This is a genomic window from Bacteroides zoogleoformans (genome assembly GCF_002998435.1).
GTDB classification, from domain to species: Bacteria; Bacteroidota; Bacteroidia; order Bacteroidales; family Bacteroidaceae; genus Bacteroides; species Bacteroides zoogleoformans.
On the sequence record NZ_CP027231.1, the window covers coordinates 2,728,883 to 2,749,712 of the forward strand.

Annotated in this window: 14 protein-coding genes, 2 tRNA genes and 3 rRNA genes; 6 read left to right on the forward strand and 13 right to left on the reverse strand. The window is 48.6% G+C overall.

What is annotated here, in order from left to right; translation table 11 throughout:
* Positions 1-28 precede the first annotated feature (28 nt).
* Positions 29-469: a hypothetical protein gene (locus C4H11_RS11400; protein ID WP_106042151.1), complete on the reverse strand. Its 441-nt coding sequence runs from the start codon at positions 467-469 to the stop codon at positions 29-31.
* A 576-nt stretch (positions 470-1,045) separates the two neighbouring features.
* Complete coding sequence (locus C4H11_RS14330) at positions 1,046-1,186, reverse strand: hypothetical protein (RefSeq protein WP_205729969.1); 141 nt, start codon at positions 1,184-1,186, stop codon at positions 1,046-1,048.
* A 468-nt stretch (positions 1,187-1,654) separates the two neighbouring features.
* Between C4H11_RS14330 and C4H11_RS11410 the strand changes: the two genes are divergently transcribed.
* From C4H11_RS11410 to rrf, 5 genes are all read left to right on the forward strand, one after another.
* Positions 1,655-3,182: ribosomal RNA gene (locus C4H11_RS11410) — 16S ribosomal RNA — on the forward strand.
* A 120-nt stretch (positions 3,183-3,302) separates the two neighbouring features.
* Positions 3,303-3,376: transfer RNA gene (locus C4H11_RS11415), tRNA-Ile, on the forward strand.
* Positions 3,377-3,387: 11 nt separating this feature from the next.
* Positions 3,388-3,461, forward strand: a tRNA-Ala gene (locus tag C4H11_RS11420).
* A 110-nt stretch (positions 3,462-3,571) separates the two neighbouring features.
* Positions 3,572-6,461, forward strand: a 23S ribosomal RNA gene (locus tag C4H11_RS11425).
* Between the two features lie 93 nt (positions 6,462-6,554).
* Positions 6,555-6,665 (forward strand): 5S ribosomal RNA (rrf, locus tag C4H11_RS11430).
* The 16S, 23S and 5S rRNA genes sit together here with 2 tRNA genes alongside, the layout of an rRNA operon.
* Positions 6,666-6,837: 172 nt before the next feature.
* Here rrf and C4H11_RS11435 read toward each other — a convergent pair.
* The 11 genes from C4H11_RS11435 to lysS form a co-directional block, all read right to left on the reverse strand.
* Positions 6,838-7,575 (reverse strand): HAD-IA family hydrolase, encoded by a 738-nt coding sequence (locus C4H11_RS11435; RefSeq protein ID WP_106042153.1) that lies wholly within the window; start codon positions 7,573-7,575, stop codon positions 6,838-6,840.
* Positions 7,576-7,768: 193 nt separating this feature from the next.
* Positions 7,769-7,936 (reverse strand): hypothetical protein, encoded by a 168-nt coding sequence (locus tag C4H11_RS14220; protein WP_164996195.1) that lies wholly within the window; start codon positions 7,934-7,936, stop codon positions 7,769-7,771.
* Between the two features lie 323 nt (positions 7,937-8,259).
* The gene (locus C4H11_RS11440) at positions 8,260-9,624 is read right to left on the reverse strand and encodes a hypothetical protein (protein ID WP_106042155.1); all 1,365 of its coding nucleotides are present in this window, start codon (positions 9,622-9,624) and stop codon (positions 8,260-8,262) included.
* 144 nt (positions 9,625-9,768) lie between these two features.
* Positions 9,769-10,524, reverse strand: a complete 756-nt coding sequence (locus C4H11_RS14225; protein WP_164996538.1) for a PorT family protein — start codon at positions 10,522-10,524, stop codon at positions 9,769-9,771.
* Positions 10,525-10,552: 28 nt separating this feature from the next.
* Positions 10,553-11,398: a Cbp1 family collagen-binding glycoprotein adhesin gene (locus C4H11_RS11455; protein WP_106042161.1), complete on the reverse strand. Its 846-nt coding sequence runs from the start codon at positions 11,396-11,398 to the stop codon at positions 10,553-10,555.
* A 48-nt stretch (positions 11,399-11,446) separates the two neighbouring features.
* Positions 11,447-11,971, reverse strand: a complete 525-nt coding sequence (locus tag C4H11_RS11460; protein ID WP_106042163.1) for a hypothetical protein — start codon at positions 11,969-11,971, stop codon at positions 11,447-11,449.
* A gap of 291 nt (positions 11,972-12,262) precedes the next feature.
* The gene (locus C4H11_RS11465) at positions 12,263-13,483 is read right to left on the reverse strand and encodes a helix-turn-helix domain-containing protein (RefSeq protein WP_164996539.1); all 1,221 of its coding nucleotides are present in this window, start codon (positions 13,481-13,483) and stop codon (positions 12,263-12,265) included.
* Positions 13,484-13,667: 184 nt separating this feature from the next.
* Positions 13,668-14,876, reverse strand: coding sequence for a helix-turn-helix domain-containing protein (locus tag C4H11_RS11470; protein ID WP_106042167.1), 1,209 nt, complete (start codon positions 14,874-14,876; stop codon positions 13,668-13,670).
* Between the two features lie 125 nt (positions 14,877-15,001).
* Complete coding sequence (locus C4H11_RS11475) at positions 15,002-16,339, reverse strand: glucose-6-phosphate isomerase (RefSeq protein WP_106042168.1); 1,338 nt, start codon at positions 16,337-16,339, stop codon at positions 15,002-15,004.
* Positions 16,340-16,392: 53 nt separating this feature from the next.
* The gene (locus tag C4H11_RS11480; protein WP_106043376.1) at positions 16,393-17,388 is read right to left on the reverse strand and encodes an NAD(P)H-dependent glycerol-3-phosphate dehydrogenase; all 996 of its coding nucleotides are present in this window, start codon (positions 17,386-17,388) and stop codon (positions 16,393-16,395) included.
* 85 nt (positions 17,389-17,473) lie between these two features.
* Positions 17,474-19,204: a lysine--tRNA ligase gene (lysS, locus tag C4H11_RS11485; protein WP_106043378.1), complete on the reverse strand. Its 1,731-nt coding sequence runs from the start codon at positions 19,202-19,204 to the stop codon at positions 17,474-17,476.
* A gap of 373 nt (positions 19,205-19,577) precedes the next feature.
* Here lysS and C4H11_RS11490 point away from each other — a divergent pair, with 373 nt between their 5' ends.
* Positions 19,578-20,828 carry an N-acetylmuramoyl-L-alanine amidase family protein gene (locus C4H11_RS11490; RefSeq protein WP_106042170.1) on the forward strand — a complete coding sequence of 417 codons (1,251 nt, stop codon included), beginning with the start codon at positions 19,578-19,580 and terminating at the stop codon, positions 20,826-20,828.
* Positions 20,829-20,830: the final 2 nt, after the last annotated feature.

Genomic DNA, 20,830 nt, shown 5'->3' on the forward strand with positions numbered 1-20,830 from the left:
TCTTTAAGTTGCGCCTTTGCACGGACATTTAATAAAAGCACGGTTTATCAGAATGTGATGACTTGCATAGGTCGTACTGATTCTGATAAACCGTGCCGATGGAATTGCTTATTTGAGTAGGAAAATCTACTTCCCGTTTTTTTATAAGGCTGACACCTTGTGCGCCGGAAAAAACATTTAGGACTCTTACTTGTTGTGGCATTCCGCAGAAAAGAAAAACCTCAATCTCCGATAAGGCACTGTAATCATCTTCCTTTCTTTGGGTGAATCCTTGCCATGCGCTTCCCGTACCACATTCTGTATAGGTGGCGGCTCCTGTGGCTTTCTGCTTTGCCAATGAACTGTCTGCCACGTCTTTTCGCAGGCAGCCAATGGTCACACAACGTCCTATAGAGGCAAACGTTGCATAATTCTTTCTGCTCCAGCGACGGAAGCGGATGGTGGATATAGTAGGTATTTTACTCTTCATTATCAATTGTAGAGAATACGTCCGTTCAGTATGATTGGTTCTCTTTTTTTACGGTTGCAAATGTAGACAAAATATTCAAGAGTAGGGTGGGGGTGGGCATAAAAAAAGGCTATCTATCCCAGACAGCCAGTCTTTTTGTTAACCTTAATCTAATACTATGAAAAACATGTCACAAAGGTACACCGTTTTCCCTTATTCCCAAATTTTGTGGCAATATTTGTTTGAATTATAACGCGTTTTAGTATATTTGCTGATGTTGTTAACTATTGGTTCCTCACTTGTTAAAAAGATTTCTCCGAAAAGCCAAATTGTAGTCTCCTCCGTATCATCTCCGCATCTCCTCCGCATCTCCTCCGTATCTCCTCCGTATCACCTCCGTATCACCTCCGTATCTCCTCCGTATCACCTCCGTATCATCTCCGTATCTCCTCCGTATAATCTCCGCTTATATGGATACGGAGCGGAGGTGGTGCGGACACGGCGGAGACACGCCGCCGGCACGCCTCATATGTTTTTCTCTCCTTTCCCCTCCCTTACCCCCGTGTCCTTTCCCCCTTTTTTCTTCCTTTTCCATTATTATAATGTGTCCCTTCCGCTCCCCACCTTTCCTCCCTTCCTTTTCTTCTTCCTCCTACCTTGCTGTTTTTCAGTCGTTTGATTATTTTTTTTCATTTTTCTCGGAAAAAAGTTCCCCGTATATTTTGCCGTATTTCCCATAAGCTCTACTTTTGCATCCGCTTTCGGCAACGGGGGCATGTGCGCTTTGACATGATGGTTTGCGAGATGCTGCAAGCGGCTTTCGTTTCCCTTTATTCTCCTCCCCTTTCGCAGAGAGAGCGTGTGGCGGTAAATAAAAAAGGGAAAAAAACTTCTCCGATAATTTGGAGTATATTGCTAAAAGTGCTTACCTTTGCATCCGCTTTCCCTTAGAGGTCAGCGCCGTCGATCTTTGAACAGATTTACATAAACAATACAAGTAGTACAAGATCAAGATTCGTTTTCCGTTCATTCGGAAGGCGTTCTTGGGTAAAACAGAAGAACCGTCAATGCCCCCTTGCTTATTCGCTCGGGGGATTGAACATTGAGACTTCTTTAGAATTTCGGATGTCCTGAACAGAGCAACATGCCCTCCTTTTTCCCATTTTCTTCGGGATTTGGGTTTAAGTGAGAGCACACGATACTTTTACAATGAAGAGTTTGATCCTGGCTCAGGATGAACGCTAGCTACAGGCTTAACACATGCAAGTCGAGGGGCAGCATGGACTTAGCTTGCTAAGTCCGATGGCGACCGGCGCACGGGTGAGTAACACGTATCCAACCTTCCGGTTACTCCGGTATAGCCTTTCGAAAGAAAGATTAATCCCGGATAGTATGGTGATTCCGCATGGTTTCTCCATTAAAGGATTCCGGTAACCGATGGGGATGCGTTCCATTAGGCGGTTGGCGGGGTAACGGCCCACCAAACCTACGATGGATAGGGGTTCTGAGAGGAAGGTCCCCCACATTGGAACTGAGACACGGTCCAAACTCCTACGGGAGGCAGCAGTGAGGAATATTGGTCAATGGGCGTAAGCCTGAACCAGCCAAGTAGCGTGAAGGATGACTGCCCTATGGGTTGTAAACTTCTTTTATAAGGGAATAAATTGAGGCACGCGTGCCTTTTTGCATGTACCTTATGAATAAGGATCGGCTAACTCCGTGCCAGCAGCCGCGGTAATACGGAGGATCCGAGCGTTATCCGGATTTATTGGGTTTAAAGGGAGCGTAGGCGGGCGCTTAAGTCAGCTGTGAAAGTTTGGGGCTCAACCTTAAAATTGCAGTTGATACTGGGCGTCTTGAGTGCGGCACAGGCAGGCGGAATTCGTGGTGTAGCGGTGAAATGCTTAGATATCACGAGGAACTCCGTTCGCGAAGGCGGCTTGCCGGACCGTAACTGACGCTGATGCTCGAAAGTGTGGGTATCAAACAGGATTAGATACCCTGGTAGTCCACACGGTAAACGATGAATACTCGCTGTTTGCGATATACAGTAAGCGGCCAAGCGAAAGCGTTAAGTATTCCACCTGGGGAGTACGCCGGCAACGGTGAAACTCAAAGGAATTGACGGGGGCCCGCACAAGCGGAGGAACATGTGGTTTAATTCGATGATACGCGAGGAACCTTACCCGGGCTTGAATTGCAACCGAATTACCTTGAAAGGGGTAAGCCGCAAGGCGGTTGTGAAGGTGCTGCATGGTTGTCGTCAGCTCGTGCCGTGAGGTGTCGGCTTAAGTGCCATAACGAGCGCAACCCTTATCGACAGTTACCATCGGGTCATGCCGGGGACTCTGTCGAGACTGCCGTCGTAAGATGCGAGGAAGGGGGGGATGACGTCAAATCAGCACGGCCCTTACGTCCGGGGCTACACACGTGTTACAATGGGGGGTACAGCAAGCCGCCCGGCGGCGACGCCCGGCCAATCCTAAAAACCCCTCTCAGTTCGGACTGGAGTCTGCAACCCGACTCCACGAAGCTGGATTCGCTAGTAATCGCGCATCAGCCACGGCGCGGTGAATACGTTCCCGGGCCTTGTACACACCGCCCGTCAAGCCATGAAAGCCGGGGGTACCTGAAGTGCGTAACCGTAAAGGAGCGCCCTAGGGTAAAACCGGTGATTGGGGCTAAGTCGTAACAAGGTAGCCGTACCGGAAGGTGCGGCTGGAACACCTCCTTTCTGGAGTGACTTCGTATATTTTTAGGAAGTCCGGTTCTCCTGTCTTGTACCGCCTGTTTGTTTATCCGAATACGAGAAAAGTAGAAGCCGGGCCTTTTCCACGGCCGGGGTTTGACTGACAGTCCTATAGCTCAGTTGGTTAGAGCGCTACACTGATAATGTAGAGGTCGGCAGTTCAACTCTGCCTGGGACTACCCTTTTTTGGGGGGGATTAGCTCAGCTGGCTAGAGCACCTGCTTTGCAAGCAGGGGGTCAACGGTTCGAATCCGTTATTCTCCACATATTCCCGTGTTTTCGGGTATTACGATCTTTGACATGATGCGAACAATAAAAAAGTAAAGTTAAAGCTGAAAGTATATATCGACCCACACAATGTGAGCCGGTACGATAAAAAAGCAAGTAAGGGCGCACGGCGGATGCCTTGGCTCTCGGAGGCGATGAAGGACGCGATAAGCTGCGATAAGCCGCGGGTAGGTGCAAATAACCTTTGATCCGCGGATTTCCGAATGGGACAACCCGTCACTTTGAAGGAGTGACATCTGTCACAGACAGAGGCTAACGCGGGGAACTGAAACATCTTAGTACCCGCAGGAAAAGAAAATAAACAATGATTCCCCCAGTAGTGGCGAGCGAACGGGGATGAGCCCAAACCACCGGCGTTACGGCGCCGGCGGGGTTGTAGGACCACGTTCCGGCATGTGTTACGGTGAGTGGAACCGCCTGGAAAGGCGGGTCATAGAGGGTGATAACCCCGTACACGAAACCGTATCCAGCCCAGTGGTATCCTGAGTAGCGCGGAGCACGAGAAATTCTGCGTGAATCTGCCGGGACCATCCGGTAAGGCTAAATACTCCCGAGAGACCGATAGTGAACCAGTACCGTGAGGGAAAGGTGAAAAGCACTTCGAGCAGAAGAGTGAAACAGTTCCTGAAACCGTGCGCCTACAAGCGGTCGGAGCCGCCTATTGGCGGTGACGGCGTGCCTTTTGCATAATGAACCTACGAGTTACTTTTTCCGGCGAGGTTAAGGGTCTTGAGACCTGGAGCCGAAGCGAAAGCGAGTCTTAATAGGGCGTTTTAGTCGGAAGGAGTAGACGCGAAACCAAGTGATCTACCCTTGGGCAGGTTGAAGGATGGGTAACACCATCTGGAGGACCGAACCGATAAGCGTTGAAAAGCTTCCGGATGACCTGAGGGTGGGGGTGAAAGGCTAATCAAACTTGGAGATAGCTCGTACTCCCCGAAATGCATTTAGGTGCAGCCTTGACTTATACCGGCATGAGGTAGAGCGACTGATAAGATGCGAGGGCTTCGCCGCCTATCAAGTCTTGACAAACTCCGAATGCTTGCCGGTTCTATGTCAGGAGTGAGGGCACGGGTGCTAAGGTCCGTGTCCTAAAGGAGAACAATCCGGACCAGCGGCTAAGGCCCCCAAATGAATACTAAGTTGAACTAACGAAGTCAGATTGCTAAGACAGCTAGGATGTTGGCTTGGAAGCAGCCATTCATTTAAAGAGTGCGTAACAGCTCACTAGTCGAGGAGTTTGGCGTGGATAATAATCGGGCATAAGTATTCTGCCGAAGCCCTGGGATGATATCATCATCGGTAGGGGAGCATTCCACTCTGCGTCGAAGGCGAAGCGCGAGCTTCTCTGGAGCGTGTGGAAAAGCAAATGTAGGTATAAGTAACGATAAAGGGGGTGTGAACCCCCCTCGCCGTAAGACTAAGGTTTCCTGATCAACGCTAATCGGATCAGGGTAAGTCGGGTCCTAAGGCTCAGCCGAATGGCGATGCCGATGGCAGAACCGGTTAATATTCCGGTACTACCTTCAGGAGTGACGCGGTGACGGAGCAGTGACAGTGCCGCCGGCTGACGGAATAGCCGGTTGAATGGTGTAGGTGTCGAGGAGGGCAGGCAAATCCGTCCTCCGAGCCGAACCTGATAGTATGGGGCGTCCTTTGGACAACCCAATAGCGCATGTAATCATACTCCCCAGAAAATCCGCTAAACATAATCCTGTAGGTACCCGTACCGCAAACGGACACACGTAGTCGGGTTGAATATACTAAGGCGCTTGAGTGATTCACGGTTAAGGAACTAGGCAAACTGACCCTGTAACTTCGGGATAAAGGGTCCTCCGTAAAACGGAGGCGCAGAGAATCGGTCCAGGCAACTGTTTAACAAAAACACAGGGCTGTGCTAAATTGAAAGATGAAGTATACAGCCTGACACCTGCCCGGTGCCGGAAGGTTAAGAGGAGACGTCATCGATAAGAGAAGCGTTGAATTGAAGCCCCGGTAAACGGCGGCCGTAACTATAACGGTCCTAAGGTAGCGAAATTCCTTGTCGGGTAAGTTCCGACCTGCACGAATGGTGTAATGATCTGGACGCTGTCTCAACCGTGAGCTCAGTGAAATTGTAGTATCGGTGAAGATGCCGATTACCCGCGATGGGACGAAAAGACCCCGTGAACCTTTACTATAGCTTAACATTGAATTTGGGTAATTGATGTGTAGGATAGGCCGGAGGCATTGAAGTCGGGACGCCAGTCCCGGTGGAGCCGCCGTTGAAATACGGCCCTTTGGTTATTTGAGTTCTAACCCGTTGATTTTCGGGGACATTGTTTGGTGGGTAGTTTGACTGGGGTGGTCGCCTCCAAAAGCGTAACGGAGGCTTCTAAAGGTGCCCTCACGGCGATTGGTAACCGCCGGCAGAGTGTAATGGCATAAGGGCGCTTGACTGGGAGACATACACGTCGATCAGGTAGGAAACTAGAGCATAGTGATCCGGTGTTTCTGTATGGAAAGGACATCGCTCAAAGGATAAAAGGTACTCCGGGGATAACAGGCTGATCCCTCCCAAGAGCTCATATCGACGGAGGGGTTTGGCACCTCGATGTCGGCTCGTCACATCCTGGGGCTGGAGAAGGTCCCAAGGGTTGGGCTGTTCGCCCATTAAAGTGGCACGCGAGCTGGGTTCAGAACGTCGTGAGACAGTTCGGTCTCTATCTATCGTGGGCGCATGAAATTTGCGCGGCTCTGACACTAGTACGAGAGGACCGTGTTGGACCGACCTCTGGTTTACCGGTTGTGCCGCCAGGCGCATCGCCGGGTATCTACGTCGGGATCGGATAAGTGCTGAAAGCATCTAAGTACGAAGCCGGCCGCAAGATTAGATTTCTTTTCAGGGTCGTCACAGACTATGACGTTGATAGGACGCAGGTGTACAGGCAGCGATGTCACAGCCGAGCGTTACTAATTGCCCGTCCGCTTTTTTGTCTTCCGCTTTCGTGGTTGGTATATACGTTCAGCTTGCGGTCATCCGTGTGATACGGTGACCGTGCTTTGCTTTTCGCCTCATGTCTTTCTTATTCAGGTGGCTATAGCGCCGGGGCTCCACCTCTTCCCATTCCGAACAGAGAAGTTAAGCCCGGCCGCGCCGATGGTACTGCGTAACAGTGGGAGAGTAGGTAGCCGCCACTTTCAGGAATCCCCTTCATCAGAATACAGGATGGAGGGGATTTACTGTTTATGTGGACTTGGAAAGTTCGGGAACATGAAGACCGGAGGACTGTGCCTGAGATAAAAATGACATTAAAAAGAAGATTTTATTCTAAACGCTACATAATAAGGAAGCGTTTAGTTTGCCTATGTGTTACAGCCGCATTTTTAATGCAGTGTTCAGTGCTTCCCAATTATCGCAAAGCGCCTGCATGGAGGGAAACAACAAGTTGGCTCCGGCATTCAGCAATATTTGCGGGTCTAATGGGCCGGTATTGACTGCTATGGTGAAGATGCCTGCTGCTACTCCTGCCTCTACTCCGATGGGGGCATTCTCTATAACAATGGCTTCATCGGCTTTCACGCCGGCTTTTTGCAATCCCATCAAGTAAGGTTCCGGATGAGGTTTACCATATTTTACGTCATAGGCAGTCACCATATGTTTGCGCCGGAATATGTCGGGGAAGCTGTGATTGAGCCGGTTCAGCAGGGAATGTTGTCCGGAGCCGGTGACAAGTACCGGAATAAGGCCTGCTGCTTTTACTTTTTGCAGTATTTCCCATGCGCCGGGCATAGGTAGCGGTTCGGGATGAGTGCCGAATTCGGCGCTTTTTTCCGCATAGATGCATTCTATCAGTTCGGCAGGGGCATCTGTGCCATGTTGCCGACGGTAGACGATGTTGATTGTTCCGGCACCTGTGCGTCCTTCGTGCATATAAGCTTCTTCGCGGCTCAGGTGCAGGCCGTGGCGTTCCATCACTTTATGCCAAGCATCTGTATGGTAGGGCATGGAGTTGAATAATACGCCGTCCATGTCGAAAAGAACGGCCTTGAGTTGGATATGAGGAAGTCCGGAAGTTTCCGTAAAGCGAAAAGTGGCGTTTTCAATCATTTTCTATACCTGTTGTTTAGCGGAAGCAAAGATAGGTATAAAATTCTCTTGATTGATGATGACAAATACAGAATCTGCGGATATATGCGGTCTTTATGGTTCGAGACAGCAAATTCCCACATGATTCTGTACTCTGAAAGTCGCCATGGAGGTGTTTCGCAACACCCCCTGACGAGAAAAAAGAACAACCAAACTATTCCATTGTACGGATGGGCAAGTCCGCCACTCCGTTGTATGTGGCGTGTGTGCTTGCCAATCTTATTTTCGGCCCCGGAATCAAGGAACAGTAATTCAGTACATGACGTATTCTTGCTCTTTGTTGGGGGGTGAATTCTTGTATGTAACCAATCTCATAGTCCATGATGTTTAGTGACGTAAAGACTTTATCCCTTTCGCAGTCGTATCGTTGTGCCAACTCCTCGACGGCGCACCACTGCGGAGCTTAGGTCACAGAGCACATTCCACATTACTGCTGACGCTTATTTCTAACGTCGCCCCTTCGCAACTGATGCCGGAGAAAGAGGTGTCGGACAATTCCAACAACTCTTTCTCACCTTGTTTGCAATCAAAGAGAACAAGACATGCAATGACGGCTGAAACTAAGAACAGGGGTTTCGTGATTCTGCTCCTTTAATGATTTATATTTTCTATTTGAATCATATTTTCAAATGGAACAGGCTTTTATCAGGAAAACCCTTGCCCATTTTTATAGGGATATAACACTACAGTCTCTCCATCGCTGTTGGTCAGATGAAATGCTCCTTCTTTAATAGAAAATTTAAGGACTACGGTCTCAGTTTTCCCATCTTCATCGGTGCCAGTGATACTTAGCGTATCTCCTGATAGTTTCCATTTTATCTGAATCTCTCTTTCTTTCTTAAACCCTCCTTCATAAGAATCATCAAGGATGTATTCTGTGATCGTTCCGGTATGGTTCGCTTTAAATACCAGAATGGCAACCTCGCCCTCGTCATAGCTTATCCATTTACCTATCTGTATAAGATACTGTTCCGGCCCATTGCCGGAGGAAGCTATCTCCTTGATGCGTTCTGCAAAATCTTCCAGATCTGAATCCAACAGTTCATATTTAGAGCCTAAGCGATCCTGAATGAGTTCATTGACCGATTTGTTGAGTTCCGCAACCTGTTCTTGTGTCCAGTCGCCGAGGATGTCGAGAAAGTCTTTCTCGGCATCAAGCAGATCTGAATTGTAAGTCTCTGCAAGAGTCGATTTTAGAACTGTGGTCAACAGCTTGAAGTTTGTATTACATGCTTTTGACAGTTTTGCGCCGTCAAGATTGCCGTCGGCAAAGGAAATCAGCAGTTCTCCATTGTCATTGACGAAGTTATAGGCACTTTCTCCCCATTGAATGAGGTCGTCGGATGTGGCGATGACGAGCCCTACTCCGGCCTGAATAAGCTTCGGCGCAGCCGTAATCGCCAAGTCAATGGGGCGTATGTGGCATTGGTCGCAATAGTTTTGAAAGGCTTCGCAATAGGGCTTATGTTCACTCCCATGTCCGGAAAGTCCACCGGTGTAGTATATGTCCTTGAAGATGGCCGGCGCATAGCGGTCCAGCTTTCCGGTAGAGAAATCCGCCCAAAAATCTTTGACGTTGTAATTCTTGGGCAGATGGTCAGGGTCTATGGCGCCAAACAGTTCGCGCCTCACCTTGCTGTCTTTTATATTGATGCCCGCTTTTTTGATGACTCCCAAAGCTGCGTATCTTGGCAGGGCGGTGGACGATTCCATTGCTTTGTAGAAGTCGTAGCCTGCTTTTACTTGGGCGATTGTTCCGCGCGTCTTTGTCTGACTCTTGCCAAGTGCCGTCAGTAGTTCGTATATCTTATCCGGGTCGTTGTATGAGGCATCCGGATTGGCAAGGCCAAAAATCATGCGCATGCGCAACTCCTCGTACACCGAATAGAACGACTTGCCGTTTACGGACGTATCCATAAACTCATAATCGGCTTCCGTGTCGTTTTTCTCGCAAGAGGTGAAGACACACGCCGAGCATATCAGGATGAAAAATAATAAATACCTTTTCATAAGTGTACAGATGATAATGATTCTACGTTTCTTAATATAGCTTCTTCTAAGCAACAATCTTTTCTTCGGAAAGCCGGTTGAGGGTTCATGGCTGTTTCCTGATTCTTTGCCTTGAACCCTCTCTTGCTCTATATCCGGCAGATGTCAGAAGATGATTCCGAAAGTCAAGTCGAACGAGTTCACTTTTGTATGTGCGGTGATTTCATTCAAATCCATCGAATAACTGATACCACCTATGAACTTGTCGTTGAAACGGGCGCGTAGTCCGAAATGGAGGCCGAACTGCACACGCTTCCACGGCTCCTGTCCCGCCTTTTTCATCTCTTCCTTTGAGAAAACATCTACTTTGTCAGATTTTCCTATGATATTTCCCCGCAAATAGGCTCCCACATGGGGGTCGAGATTGATACCGTCGGCAACCGGAAAAGTATAGATGACGCTGAAGGGTATCTTGACGGACAACATGCTGAACTTGTTTTTAAAGAAATATTGGGCTGTGACTCCCGGTTCGATGTAGAAGGGCGTATTGCCCATGTTGATAGCTTTGAGATAGCCGGCGGAGAGTCCGGAGAATCCGTCGCTGGCACTCATTCCTTCGGCACTGATGTTCAAACTGGCTGCGTTGTACTGCACGATGAAACTGCTGAACCCCTCGTAATCGGACGAGCTGTAACTCTTCTGCTGCTTCTGTGGCTTCTGCTGGCTTTGCTGTTGCGTCTGCTTCTGCTGCTTCTGTGGCTTCTGCTGTTTCTGCTGCTGTGTTTTCTGCTGGCTTTGCTGTTGCGTCTGCTTATCCTGCTTCTTCGCTTTCAGTTGGTCAAGTGTAATCACTTGTTGTGCCGAGACTGATGCGCAAACTGCTGTGAATGCTGCCATCATTAAGAATTTGAATCGTTTCATAGATAAAAGGATTTAAAAGTTATTGATACTAATTAGTTTGAATAATCAGGTACTTCGTGTTGCTCCAGAAGGCCTCCGGATTTAAGATGTGGATTTCCGAAGCATTCTTGCTCGTGCGCACAATTTCGTAGGAAGATGAGGGCATGGTGGAGAGAACTTTCGGCTTACCTGCCGGGATTTCCATTCCGCCAAAGGTGCATGTGTCCACTTCCGTGAAGAGCTCGTGCGGCAGGTTGTCATAATTTATTTTCGTCCCCTTTAGGATGCCGTTTTCTTTCAGAATCTTCCTCGAACCCATCACGACAAAGCCTTTGCCTATTTGGGCGCTGCTCAGCAACTTTTCCTGTTCTTGCAGCTTTTGGTTGAGCGTTTGGTTGTCTTGGCTCAGCGAGCTGACCTTTCCGCGCAGTTGGGCGATGTTTACGTTCTTTTGGTTCAAGTCATTCTTCAATTGTGTTATCATTTGGTCTTTTTCGTCAATCTGCCGGTTCAGGTAGTCCACAAGCGTTTCCAGCTTCTTCATGTCCATGCCTTTGGCTTCCAGCAGTTCGGCCATCTTCCGTATTTTCTCTCTCTGTTCCACAAGTGTATTGGCAAAGGATTCGAGGTTTTTCTTCAACTGCTCTTTATCTACCATCGTCCCCTCCGGCCCCTTGTTCGAGAAGAAGAGCCTGCCTTCTTGTTTGGCAATGGTGTCGAGCCCTTCGGAGAGGGCGGACACAAACGAGGTCATCTGTTCCATGATGCTCTGGTTTTGGGCATTCATGGCCTCCAAAGAGTCCACTTGCTTCTTCAGCTTGTCAGTTGCTCCGCCGCAAGCCGCCATACTTGTCAAGACGATGACGGCTGCGACAAAATACAATAACTTTCTCATACGATATTCTTTTGGTTGTTTGAACTTGAAATCATTACATCCTTTCCCTTACAGTGGATTGGCTGTAATCTCCATTTTAATGATACATCGTACGGTGAAGTTAGCAGTTACCGCGCCGGATTTGGTTTCGGCTCTGCCGCGTACAACAATCTTCTTGTTGTTCAGGAAGTTTCTGCCTATCCTGTCGAGCACATCTTGCTCGGCCACATTGATGGTTGTTTCCTTCTGTTTCATATCGGGCACGTCCACACCGTTTCCTTTGTACACGGTGGAACCGTCTATTTTCAGTTCCAGGTCATACACGGCATTGCTGCCGTTGTAAGCGGGCACGCTCACAACGAGGCTTGTCACTCTGATCTTCTCCAAATAGTCTATGTACTCGCTCAGTTCTTTGGCGTCACTAAGCTTTACTTCTAATTGTTCTTCGCCCGACGTGTCGTTGTTTAGCCTGACGGGAATGTCGATTTTTACTTCGGAATTGAGATTTACATCGGCCAATTCTTTCAACTTGTCGCATCCGTTGAACATGGCGAATGCCACAAGCATGCTGAATAGTTTGATTGTTGTTTTCATAACAGTTTATTAGTTTAAAGTTGTCCTATTCTGTTTTAGCTTTTCGGTTACGCTACTCAATTACTGTTATGCAAAAAAAGGTAAAATAGGCTTTGGGGGAACTAACAAATCGTACAAATCGACTAACAAAAAGTATAAATGTTCGTTTTAAGCATCTATTTTGAGACTGTTGGAGGGGGGCGAATTGTTAAAGCATGTCCATGTTAGAGTAAGTATGAGGCTGCACATTAGCAAATCCAAGCCCGTACTTTAGGGAAGGTTGGCCCACAGCTTGGGAGGTGAAATCGTCAGCTATTTATTGCCTTGCTGCTTGGCCCATTGCTTGGGGGTGAGACCCGTGTGCTTTTTAAAGATGCGATAGAAAGACACTTCGTTTGTAAATCCTGACATCTCAAAGATTTCGGGTATGGAATATACCGGGTCTTTCGAGGCGAGCAACGATTTGGCATACTCCACCCGGTAATTGTTGATGAAGTCGGAGAAAGAGGTCTTGAGTTCTTGATTGAGATAAGTGGAGATGTACGTCCGGTTGCTGCCTGCCAGTTTGGCAACATCGGTGATGAGCAACCCCTTTTGGCGGAAGAGCTGTTGACTTTTTATAATTCTGCCGATTGTTTCCCCGAGAAGAAGAAAATCCGGATTTTCTCTGTTCCGGGTGTCTTTGGCACAAGTCCGTTCATCATCATAATCGTCTTCCTCTGTTGCGGTAAGTGTAAGTTCATCCTTTTCTCCTGCCGTCTGTTCGTCCCGGCAGAAGTCTATTGCGTTGAAGTTCTGCTTGAAGCCGATGTATGCCACGGAGAAAATCATGGTGCTGAAAATCACGGAAGGGATGGTGACCATCCATGATTCCTGAATGAAAAAATCACGTCCGATGTAGTTGGCTATGGCCGACAGAAAGGTGAAGATTAGGAATACGGTCAGCAGTGAGCGTATCGGAGCCAGTGTTTTCCCCTCGGTGTTGGCATAAAAGTTATTGATCTGCTCGTTGAATGCAGCGAGCCTCTTGAAACCGTAATAGCATACCGGAATCAGTTGGACGGTAAAGACCACCTTCATGAGAATCAACCTGATGCATTGTGCTTTGGCAACACCTGAATAAATGGCGGGCGATGTAGCGTGTTCGTAGAAATAGCTTTCTACAAAAGCTATTCGTTCGTCGCCCATGGCGATGTAGAGCAGGGCGGTAGTCAGGCTGACAAGGAGGGCAGGGAGCAGTACCCGGTAGTCGCGGATGCGCAAGGACTTGGTGTCGGTCAGTTTGCGGATGTACAGATAGTATAACGGATAAACCGCCAATGTGCAGAAAGCGTAAATGCTCTCGACGATGGAGAACAATTGGACACTTTTGTTGAAATAAACCGCATGCGAGAAATAGAGCATGGTGCAGACCAGCATGAAACGGGTCAATAACCTTTTGGCGGGCTCTGCCTTGCGATATTCCTTCAGGAAGATTGCAGACCAGAAAAGACACACTCCGAAGGGGAGGGTGGAGAATATGGCGTTTATCATTGTATTGTCTTTTAACAATGCAAAGATAGGTGAAAATGTTGAGAAAAAAATGGATGTGTAAAAATAGATGTAAACGATGTTAATGAGTGGAGAGCTCTTCATTCTGCCATGACCTTAAGCCCCTATGTTTGTAATTGAAAAAAGGTAGGCCCACAGCTTGGGAAGTGAAATTTCCCCGCATCAGCTATTTATTGCCTTGTTGCTTGACCCATTGCTTGGGGGTGAGACCCGTGTGCTTTTTAAAGATGCGGTAGAAAGACACTTCGTTTGTAAATCCTGACATCTCAAAGATTTCGGGTATGGAATATACCGGGTCTTTCGAGGCGAGCAACGATTTGGCATACTCCACCCGGTAATTGTTGATGAAGTCGGAGAAAGAGGTGTTGAGTTCCTGATTGAGATAAGTGGAGATGTACGTCCGGTTGCTGCCTGCCAGTTTGGCAACATCGGTGATGAGCAACCCCTTTTGGCGGAAGAGCTGTTGACTTTCTATAATCCTGCCGATTGTCTCCCCGAGAAGAAGATATTCCGGATTGGTGGCTTTGGCAATGGAGCCGTTCCTGCCATTGTTGATGATATTTTCGGCAACAGTTGTCGCTTCGTCTTTTTCCGCCGTCGTTTGTTCGTCGTGGCAGAAATCGATGGCGGTGAACTTCTGTTTGAAGCCCACGTATGCCACGGCGAAAATCATGGTGCTGAAAATCACGGAGGGGATGATGACCATCCATGACTCCTGAATGAAGAAATCGCGTCCGATATAGTTGGCTGTGCCCGACAGAAGGGTGAAGATTATGAATATAATCAGTAGTAAGCGTATCGGATCCAGTGTCTTTTCTTCGGTGTTGGCATAAAAGTTCTTGACTCGCTTATTGAATGCCACGATTCTTTTGGAACCGAAGTAGCATACCGGAATCAGTTGGATGGCATAAACAATCTTCATGACGAGTAGTCTGGAGTATTGCGCTTGGGCGACGGCGGAATGTGTGACCTCTGATGCATCATGTTTGTAAAAACAGCTTTCTACGAAAGGAACCCGCTCATTGCCCATCATGATGTAGAGCACGGCGGCCGTCAGGCTGATAAGCAGGGCGGGGAGCAATACCCAATAATCCCGGATGCGCAGGGGTGTGGCGTCCGTAAGTTTGCGGATGTATAGATAGTATAGCGGATAGCCTGCCAGTGTGCAGAAAGTGTAGATGCTTTCGAGGAAGGAAAACAGTTGGACACTTTTGTTGAAGTAAGCTGCATGCGAGAAGTGGAGTAGGGTGCAAATCAGCATGAAGATGGTCAGTAATCTCTTGGCGGGGTCTGCCGTCCGATATTCTTTCAGGAAGATTACCGACCAGAAAAGGCTCACTTGGAAAGTGAGGGTGGAGAATATGGCATTTATCATTGTATTGATTTTTTCATAAACAAAGATAAACGTTCGTGTATTAAAAAAGAAATAAAACGTAAAAAAAGTTACATCATGGTTTTCGCCCTTGATGTAACTTTTTTGTCTAATTCCGGATTCTCGGTTTACAGTCTTGCCCGGATGGCCTTGGATTCCTCTTCGTACCCCGGTTTGTTCAGCAAGGCGAACATGTTCTTCTTGTATGCTTCCACGCCCGGCTGGTCGAACGGGTTGACTCCCAGAATGTAGCCACTGATGCCGCAAGCTTTTTCGAAGAAGTAGAGCAGGCCGCCGATGCTTTCTTCGTTCAAGGCGGGAATGACGATGCGTATGTTGGGCACGCCGCCGTCCACGTGGGCAAGCTGTGTTCCCAGTTCCGCCATTTTGTTCACCTCGTCCACACGTTTGCCGGCAAGGAAATTCAAGCCGTCAAGGTTCTGTTCGTCGGTGGGAACCTCCAGCTTGTGATTTGTTTTTTCTACGGAAATCACCGTTTCGCAGATGGTGCGTTCGCCCTCCTGAATCCATTGTCCCATGGAATGCAGGTCGGTAGAGAAGTCTACGGCAGCCGGGAAGATACCTTTGTGCTCCTTACCCTCGGATTCGCCGTAAAGCTGTTTCCACCATTCGCTTACGTAGTGCAGTTTGGGGTTGAAGTTTACGAGGATTTCAATCTTCTTGCCGTTCTTGTAAAGTTCGTTGCGGGTGGCTGCGTAGATGGCGGCGGGGTTTTGTACAAACGGAACATCCTTTCCGCACGCTTTTTCCATGGCTGCCGCGCCTGCCACCAGTTTGTCGATGTCGAAGCCTGCCACCGCGATGGGCAACAGCCCCACCGGAGTCAATACTGAGAAGCGGCCGCCTACGTTGTCAGGGATGATAAAGGACTTATAGCCTTCGTTGTCGGCCGTCACGCGGGCAGCGCCTTTCTTGGCGTCGGTGATGGCTACGATTACCTGCTTTGCCACGTCTTTGCCGCGCTGGTCTTCACATTGTTTCTTCAGCAAGCGGAAAGCTAAAGCCGTCTCGGTGGTGGTGCCCGATTTGGAGATATTGATGACACCGAACTTCTTGTCTGCCAAGTATCGGGTAAGTTCGTACAGATAATCTTCACCGATGTTGTGTCCGGCATACAGGATTACCGGAGCCGTTTTCTTGTCGCGCAGCCAAGTGAAGCTGTCCGACAAAGCCTCTATCACCGCGCGTGCGCCGAGGTAGCTTCCGCCGATGCCGGCAACGACCACCACCTCGCAGTTCTCGCGCAAGGTTTGCGCAGTGGCTTTCAGTTCGGCCAAGTGCTCTTTGCTGATGGAAGAGGGGAGATGCAGCCAGCCCAGAAAGTCGTTTCCTTTGCCCGTACCGTTCTCTAATGCCTCCTGTGCAGCTTTTGCTTGCGCTTCATAGGCGAAGACTTTTTCTTTGGAAATGAATCCGAGTGTCTTTTCAATGTTTAAATCGATCATAATATTCCAAGTTTAAAATTCTGTAATGTTTATTGTGGTTACCATTTGTTTCCTTACCGGAACGAGTCGGTGAGCAGCTTTATTTCAATCATCGGCGAGATGCGCTCGTACAAAATGTTGTACACGGCATCCACAATGGGCATGTTGACGTGATAGTGCTTGTTGATTTCCTTGATACATTTGGTGCCATAGTATCCTTCGGCAATCATTTCCATCTCTATCTGCGCGCTTTTCACCGAATACCCTTTGCCAATCATCGTGCCGAACGTGCGGTTGCGGCTGAAGTTGGAGTAGCCCGTCACTAACAGGTCGCCCAGATAGGCGGAGTCGTTCACGTTCCGGTCCAGTGGATGCACAGTTTGCAGGAATCTGTTCATCTCCTGCACGGCGTTGGACATGAGCACCGCCTGAAAGTTGTCGCCGTACTTCAGACCGCTGCATATTCCGGCGGCAATGGCATATACATTTTTCAGCACCGAACTGTATTCGATGCCGGCCACGTCGTTGCTGACGGAAGTCTTGATGAACGAGCTGGCCAGTTTGCGGGCAACGGCACAAGCCTTGTCCGTGTCGGGGCAGGCAATGGTGAGATAGGACAGGCGTTCCAAGGCTACTTCTTCGGCATGGCAAGGACCTGCCAGTACGGCGATGTTCTCGGCCGGTACGCTGTATTCTTTGCTGAAGTATTCCGATACAATCATGTTGTCATCGGGCACGATGCCTTTGATGGCAGTTATGATGAACTTATCCTTGATTTTGGTCTTCAGTTTTTTCAGGTGGGCTTTCAGATAGGGAGAAGGCGTGACGAAGATGAGCGTGTCGGAGCCTTTCACAACATCGTTGATGTTTGAGCTGAAATTGATACGCTTGATGTCGAATTTGACGCCCGTCAGGTAGGCCGGATTATGTCCCAGCCGTTTGAAGTCGACAATACGGTCGTCGCGCCGCATATACCAGTTTATCGACTCTGCTTGCGACAGAACCATTTTGGCAATGGCCGTTGCCCAACTTCCTCCTCCCATGATGGCTATCTTACCGGGTAGTTTCATGATAATTAATAATGAAAAAAGAAAAATGAAAAGTGAAAAAGGAGCTTGAAAGCCTTCCTCCTTTCTCACTTTTCATTATTATTTTTTAATCTTTAATCGAGTTTATCCATCCGGCAACATCGCCTACGGTCGGGTTTGCCAGTTCCAATTTATACTTCTTATTCATGCCGCAGATGTCCATGTGAAGCTTCTGCGGGTTTACTTCTTTCATGTCGTTTACCAAATTGTATCCGGCTTTTTGGATAACGGCTACCCACTCTTCGGGAATGCCCAAGGCCGTGAATTTGGCAGGAGCGTCTTTCGGAGCCGTCTTTTCGGGACGCATCTGCGGGAAGAAGAGTACTTCCTGAATGAATGCTTTGCCCGTCATCAGCATGGTCAGCCGGTCTATGCCGATACCGATGCCCGACGTGGGCGGCATGCCGTATTGCAGGGCCTTGAGGAAATCCTGATCGATGAACATGGCCTCGTCGTCGCCTTTTTCGCTCAGTTGCAACTGGTCTTTGAAGCGTTCTTCCTGATCGATGGGGTCGTTCAGCTCGCTGTATGCGTTGGCCAGCTCCTTGCCGTTTACCATCAGCTCGAAGCGCTCGGTCAGCCCCGGCTTGCTGCGGTGCATCTTGGTCAGTGGACTCATTTCTACGGGATAGTCGGTGATGAAAGTAGGCTGTATGAAAGTCCCTTCGCAGAATTCGCCAAAAATCTCGTCGATGAGCTTACCCTTGCCCATGGTGTCGTCGATTTCCATTTTCAGTTCCTTGCATACCGCACGTATTTCGTCTTCGCTCTTTCCTTCGAGGTCGTAGCCCGTCTTTTCCTTGATGGCATCCAGAATGGGCAGACGGCGGTAAGGGGCTTTGAAGCTGATGGTCTTGCCGTCTATCCGGGTCTCCGTACTTCCGTTCACGGCCATGCAGATACGTTCTAAAAGTTTCTCGGTGAAGCTCATCATCCAGTTGTAGTCCTTGTATTGTACGTACAGCTCCATGCAGGTGAACTCAGGGTTATGGTTTTTGTCCATACCCTCGTTGCGAAAGTTTTTCCCTATTTCGTATACGCCCTCGAATCCGCCCACAATGAGACGTTTCAAGTAAAGCTCGGTGGCGATGCGCAGATAAAGGTCGAGGTCCAACGAGTTATGGTGCGTGATGAAAGGCCGTGCGCTGGCTCCGCCGGGGATGGATTGCAGAATCGGAGTTTCCACTTCGGTATATCCGGCTTCGTCCAATGCGGCACGCATCGTCTTGATAATGGTGGCACGTTTCCTGAAAGTCTCTTTCACGCCATCGTTCACGATGAGGTCTACGTACCGTTGGCGATAGCGCAGTTCGGGGTCGTCGAAAGAGTCGTATGCCACACCGTCTTTATACTTGACTATGGGCAGCGGCCTGATGCTTTTGGAGAGTACGGTCAGCCTTTGGGCGTGGATGCTGATTTCGCCCATTTGTGTGCGGAATACAAACCCCTCGATGCCTATGAAGTCTCCCAAATCGAGTAAACGTTTGAACACAGTGTTGTACATTTCCTTGTTTTCGTCCGGACAGATGTCATCGCGGGTGATGTACACCTGAATACGTCCTTTCGAGTCCTGCAATTCTATGAAAGAAGCTTTTCCCATCACACGGCGGCTCATCATACGGCCGGCCACGGATACTTGTCGGGGAGCTGCATCGTCTTTGAATTCGTCTTTGATATCGGTGGAGAAAGCATTGGTTACATACTCTGCAGCGGGATAAGGCTCGATGCCCATCGCGCGAAGTTCATTCATGCTGTTGCGACGAATGATTTCCTGTTCACTTAGTTCTAATACGTTCATTTCGCTATAATTCACTCTATTTGGGTACAAAAATAAGAAACATTTTTCAGATATGCGAACCTTTTTCCAAATAATACTATAGGGCAGGGAGGCTGTTTGAAATATGAAAAACAGGTTCCTCCGTGAAATTCGCTCCGCATATCCTCCGCATCAGCTCCGTACCAGCTCCGTATAACCTCCGTATCATCTCCGTATCACCTCCGTATGATCTCCGTATAACCTCCGCTCCTATAGATGCGGAGCAGATACGGGCTTGGTACGGGGCAGGTATGGAGGAGAGTCCTTAATTGCTTAAAATATATACTGATAAGCAGAACTTAAGGTGAAATGATGAGTTTTCTATAAAATTCCACTACATTTGCATCGTTTTACTATGGCATCATATAGACATTACATATTATACATAGGTATATGCTTGGGACTGCTTGTCTTTCCCGGCTGTATGGATGGCGTTGCAGCCAAGGACTTTGTTGTGGTTATCGACGCCGGTCATGGTGGACACGACCCCGGAGCTGTGGGGCAAATGTCTAAAGAAAAAAACATCAATCTGAATGTGGCATTGAAGTTGGGGCGCCAAATTAAAAACAGTTGTCACGATGTAAAAGTGGTTTATACACGCGAGAAAGATGTTTTTATACCGCTTGACCGTCGTGCGGAGATAGCCAACAATGCCAAAGCCGATTTGTTCATCTCCATACACACCAATGCCTTGTCCGGCAATCGGACTGCCCAAGGAGCTTCCACTTGGACGTTGGGCTTGGCTAAATCGGATGCCAATCTGGAAGTGGCTAAACGCGAGAACTCCGTTATCTTATACGAAAACGATTACCGGACACGCTATGCGGGCTTTAATCCGAATTCGGCCGAATCGTACATCATTTTTGAGTTCATGCAAGACAAGTATATGTCGCAAAGCGTACACTTGGCGGCTCTTGTGCAAAAAGAGTTCCGTAGTACTTGTAAACGGGTGGATCGCGGAGTGCATCAAGCGGGCTTCCTTGTATTGAAAGCCAGTGCCATGCCCAGCATTCTGGTGGAGCTTGGCTTTATATCTACTCCGGAGGAAGAACGCTATCTGAACACGGACGCTGGCATTAAATCTCTTGCCAACGGCATTTTCCGTGCGTTCATTACTTACAAGCGCGAACAGGAAATACGGTCGAAGGGAAGTAGCGATACGGTTCTGCCGGAAGATGCGGAGGCGGCGGAAGCTTCTGTGCAAGATAGCACAGCCGATACTGTTCAAGCCGGACCGGAAACAGCGGTTGCGACTTCCGCCGGCGTAACCCGGCCTGCCGGCGAAGCATCGAAAATGACAGGAAAAAGCATCTCCACTCAAACAGAACAGAGTGGTATTGTATTTAAAATACAGATACTTACCTCTTCGAGGCATTTGGCCGGAAATGACAAAAGATTCAAGGGCCTGAAAGGGGTAGAGTCTTACCAAGAAGACGGAATCTATAAATATACCTATGGCGCATCGCCCGACTACAATCTGGTGCTGCGTAATAAGCGCGGCATCGCAGATAAATTCAAGGATGCATTCATCATAGCTTTCAAGGATGGAAAGAAAATGAACGTCAATGCGGCCATCAGCGAGTTCAAGAAAAGCAGAAATAAATAAAA

Coding starts and splice junctions, on each gene's coding strand:
- C4H11_RS11400 (WP_106042151.1), bottom strand. CDS start 469: ATGAAGAGTAAAATACCTACTATATCCACCATCCGCTTCCGTCGCTGG.
- C4H11_RS14330 (WP_205729969.1), bottom strand. CDS start 1,186: ATGGGAAATACGGCAAAATATACGGGGAACTTTTTTCCGAGAAAAATG.
- C4H11_RS11435 (WP_106042153.1), bottom strand. CDS start 7,575: ATGATTGAAAACGCCACTTTTCGCTTTACGGAAACTTCCGGACTTCCT.
- C4H11_RS14220 (WP_164996195.1), bottom strand. CDS start 7,936: ATGGACTATGAGATTGGTTACATACAAGAATTCACCCCCCAACAAAGA.
- C4H11_RS11440 (WP_106042155.1), bottom strand. CDS start 9,624: ATGAAAAGGTATTTATTATTTTTCATCCTGATATGCTCGGCGTGTGTC.
- C4H11_RS14225 (WP_164996538.1), bottom strand. CDS start 10,524: ATGAAACGATTCAAATTCTTAATGATGGCAGCATTCACAGCAGTTTGC.
- C4H11_RS11455 (WP_106042161.1), bottom strand. CDS start 11,398: ATGAGAAAGTTATTGTATTTTGTCGCAGCCGTCATCGTCTTGACAAGT.
- C4H11_RS11460 (WP_106042163.1), bottom strand. CDS start 11,971: ATGAAAACAACAATCAAACTATTCAGCATGCTTGTGGCATTCGCCATG.
- C4H11_RS11465 (WP_164996539.1), bottom strand. CDS start 13,483: ATGATAAACGCCATATTCTCCACCCTCCCCTTCGGAGTGTGTCTTTTC.
- C4H11_RS11470 (WP_106042167.1), bottom strand. CDS start 14,876: ATGATAAATGCCATATTCTCCACCCTCACTTTCCAAGTGAGCCTTTTC.
- C4H11_RS11475 (WP_106042168.1), bottom strand. CDS start 16,339: ATGATCGATTTAAACATTGAAAAGACACTCGGATTCATTTCCAAAGAA.
- C4H11_RS11480 (WP_106043376.1), bottom strand. CDS start 17,388: ATGAAACTACCCGGTAAGATAGCCATCATGGGAGGAGGAAGTTGGGCA.
- lysS (WP_106043378.1), bottom strand. CDS start 19,204: ATGAACGTATTAGAACTAAGTGAACAGGAAATCATTCGTCGCAACAGC.
- C4H11_RS11490 (WP_106042170.1), top strand. CDS start 19,578: ATGGCATCATATAGACATTACATATTATACATAGGTATATGCTTGGGA.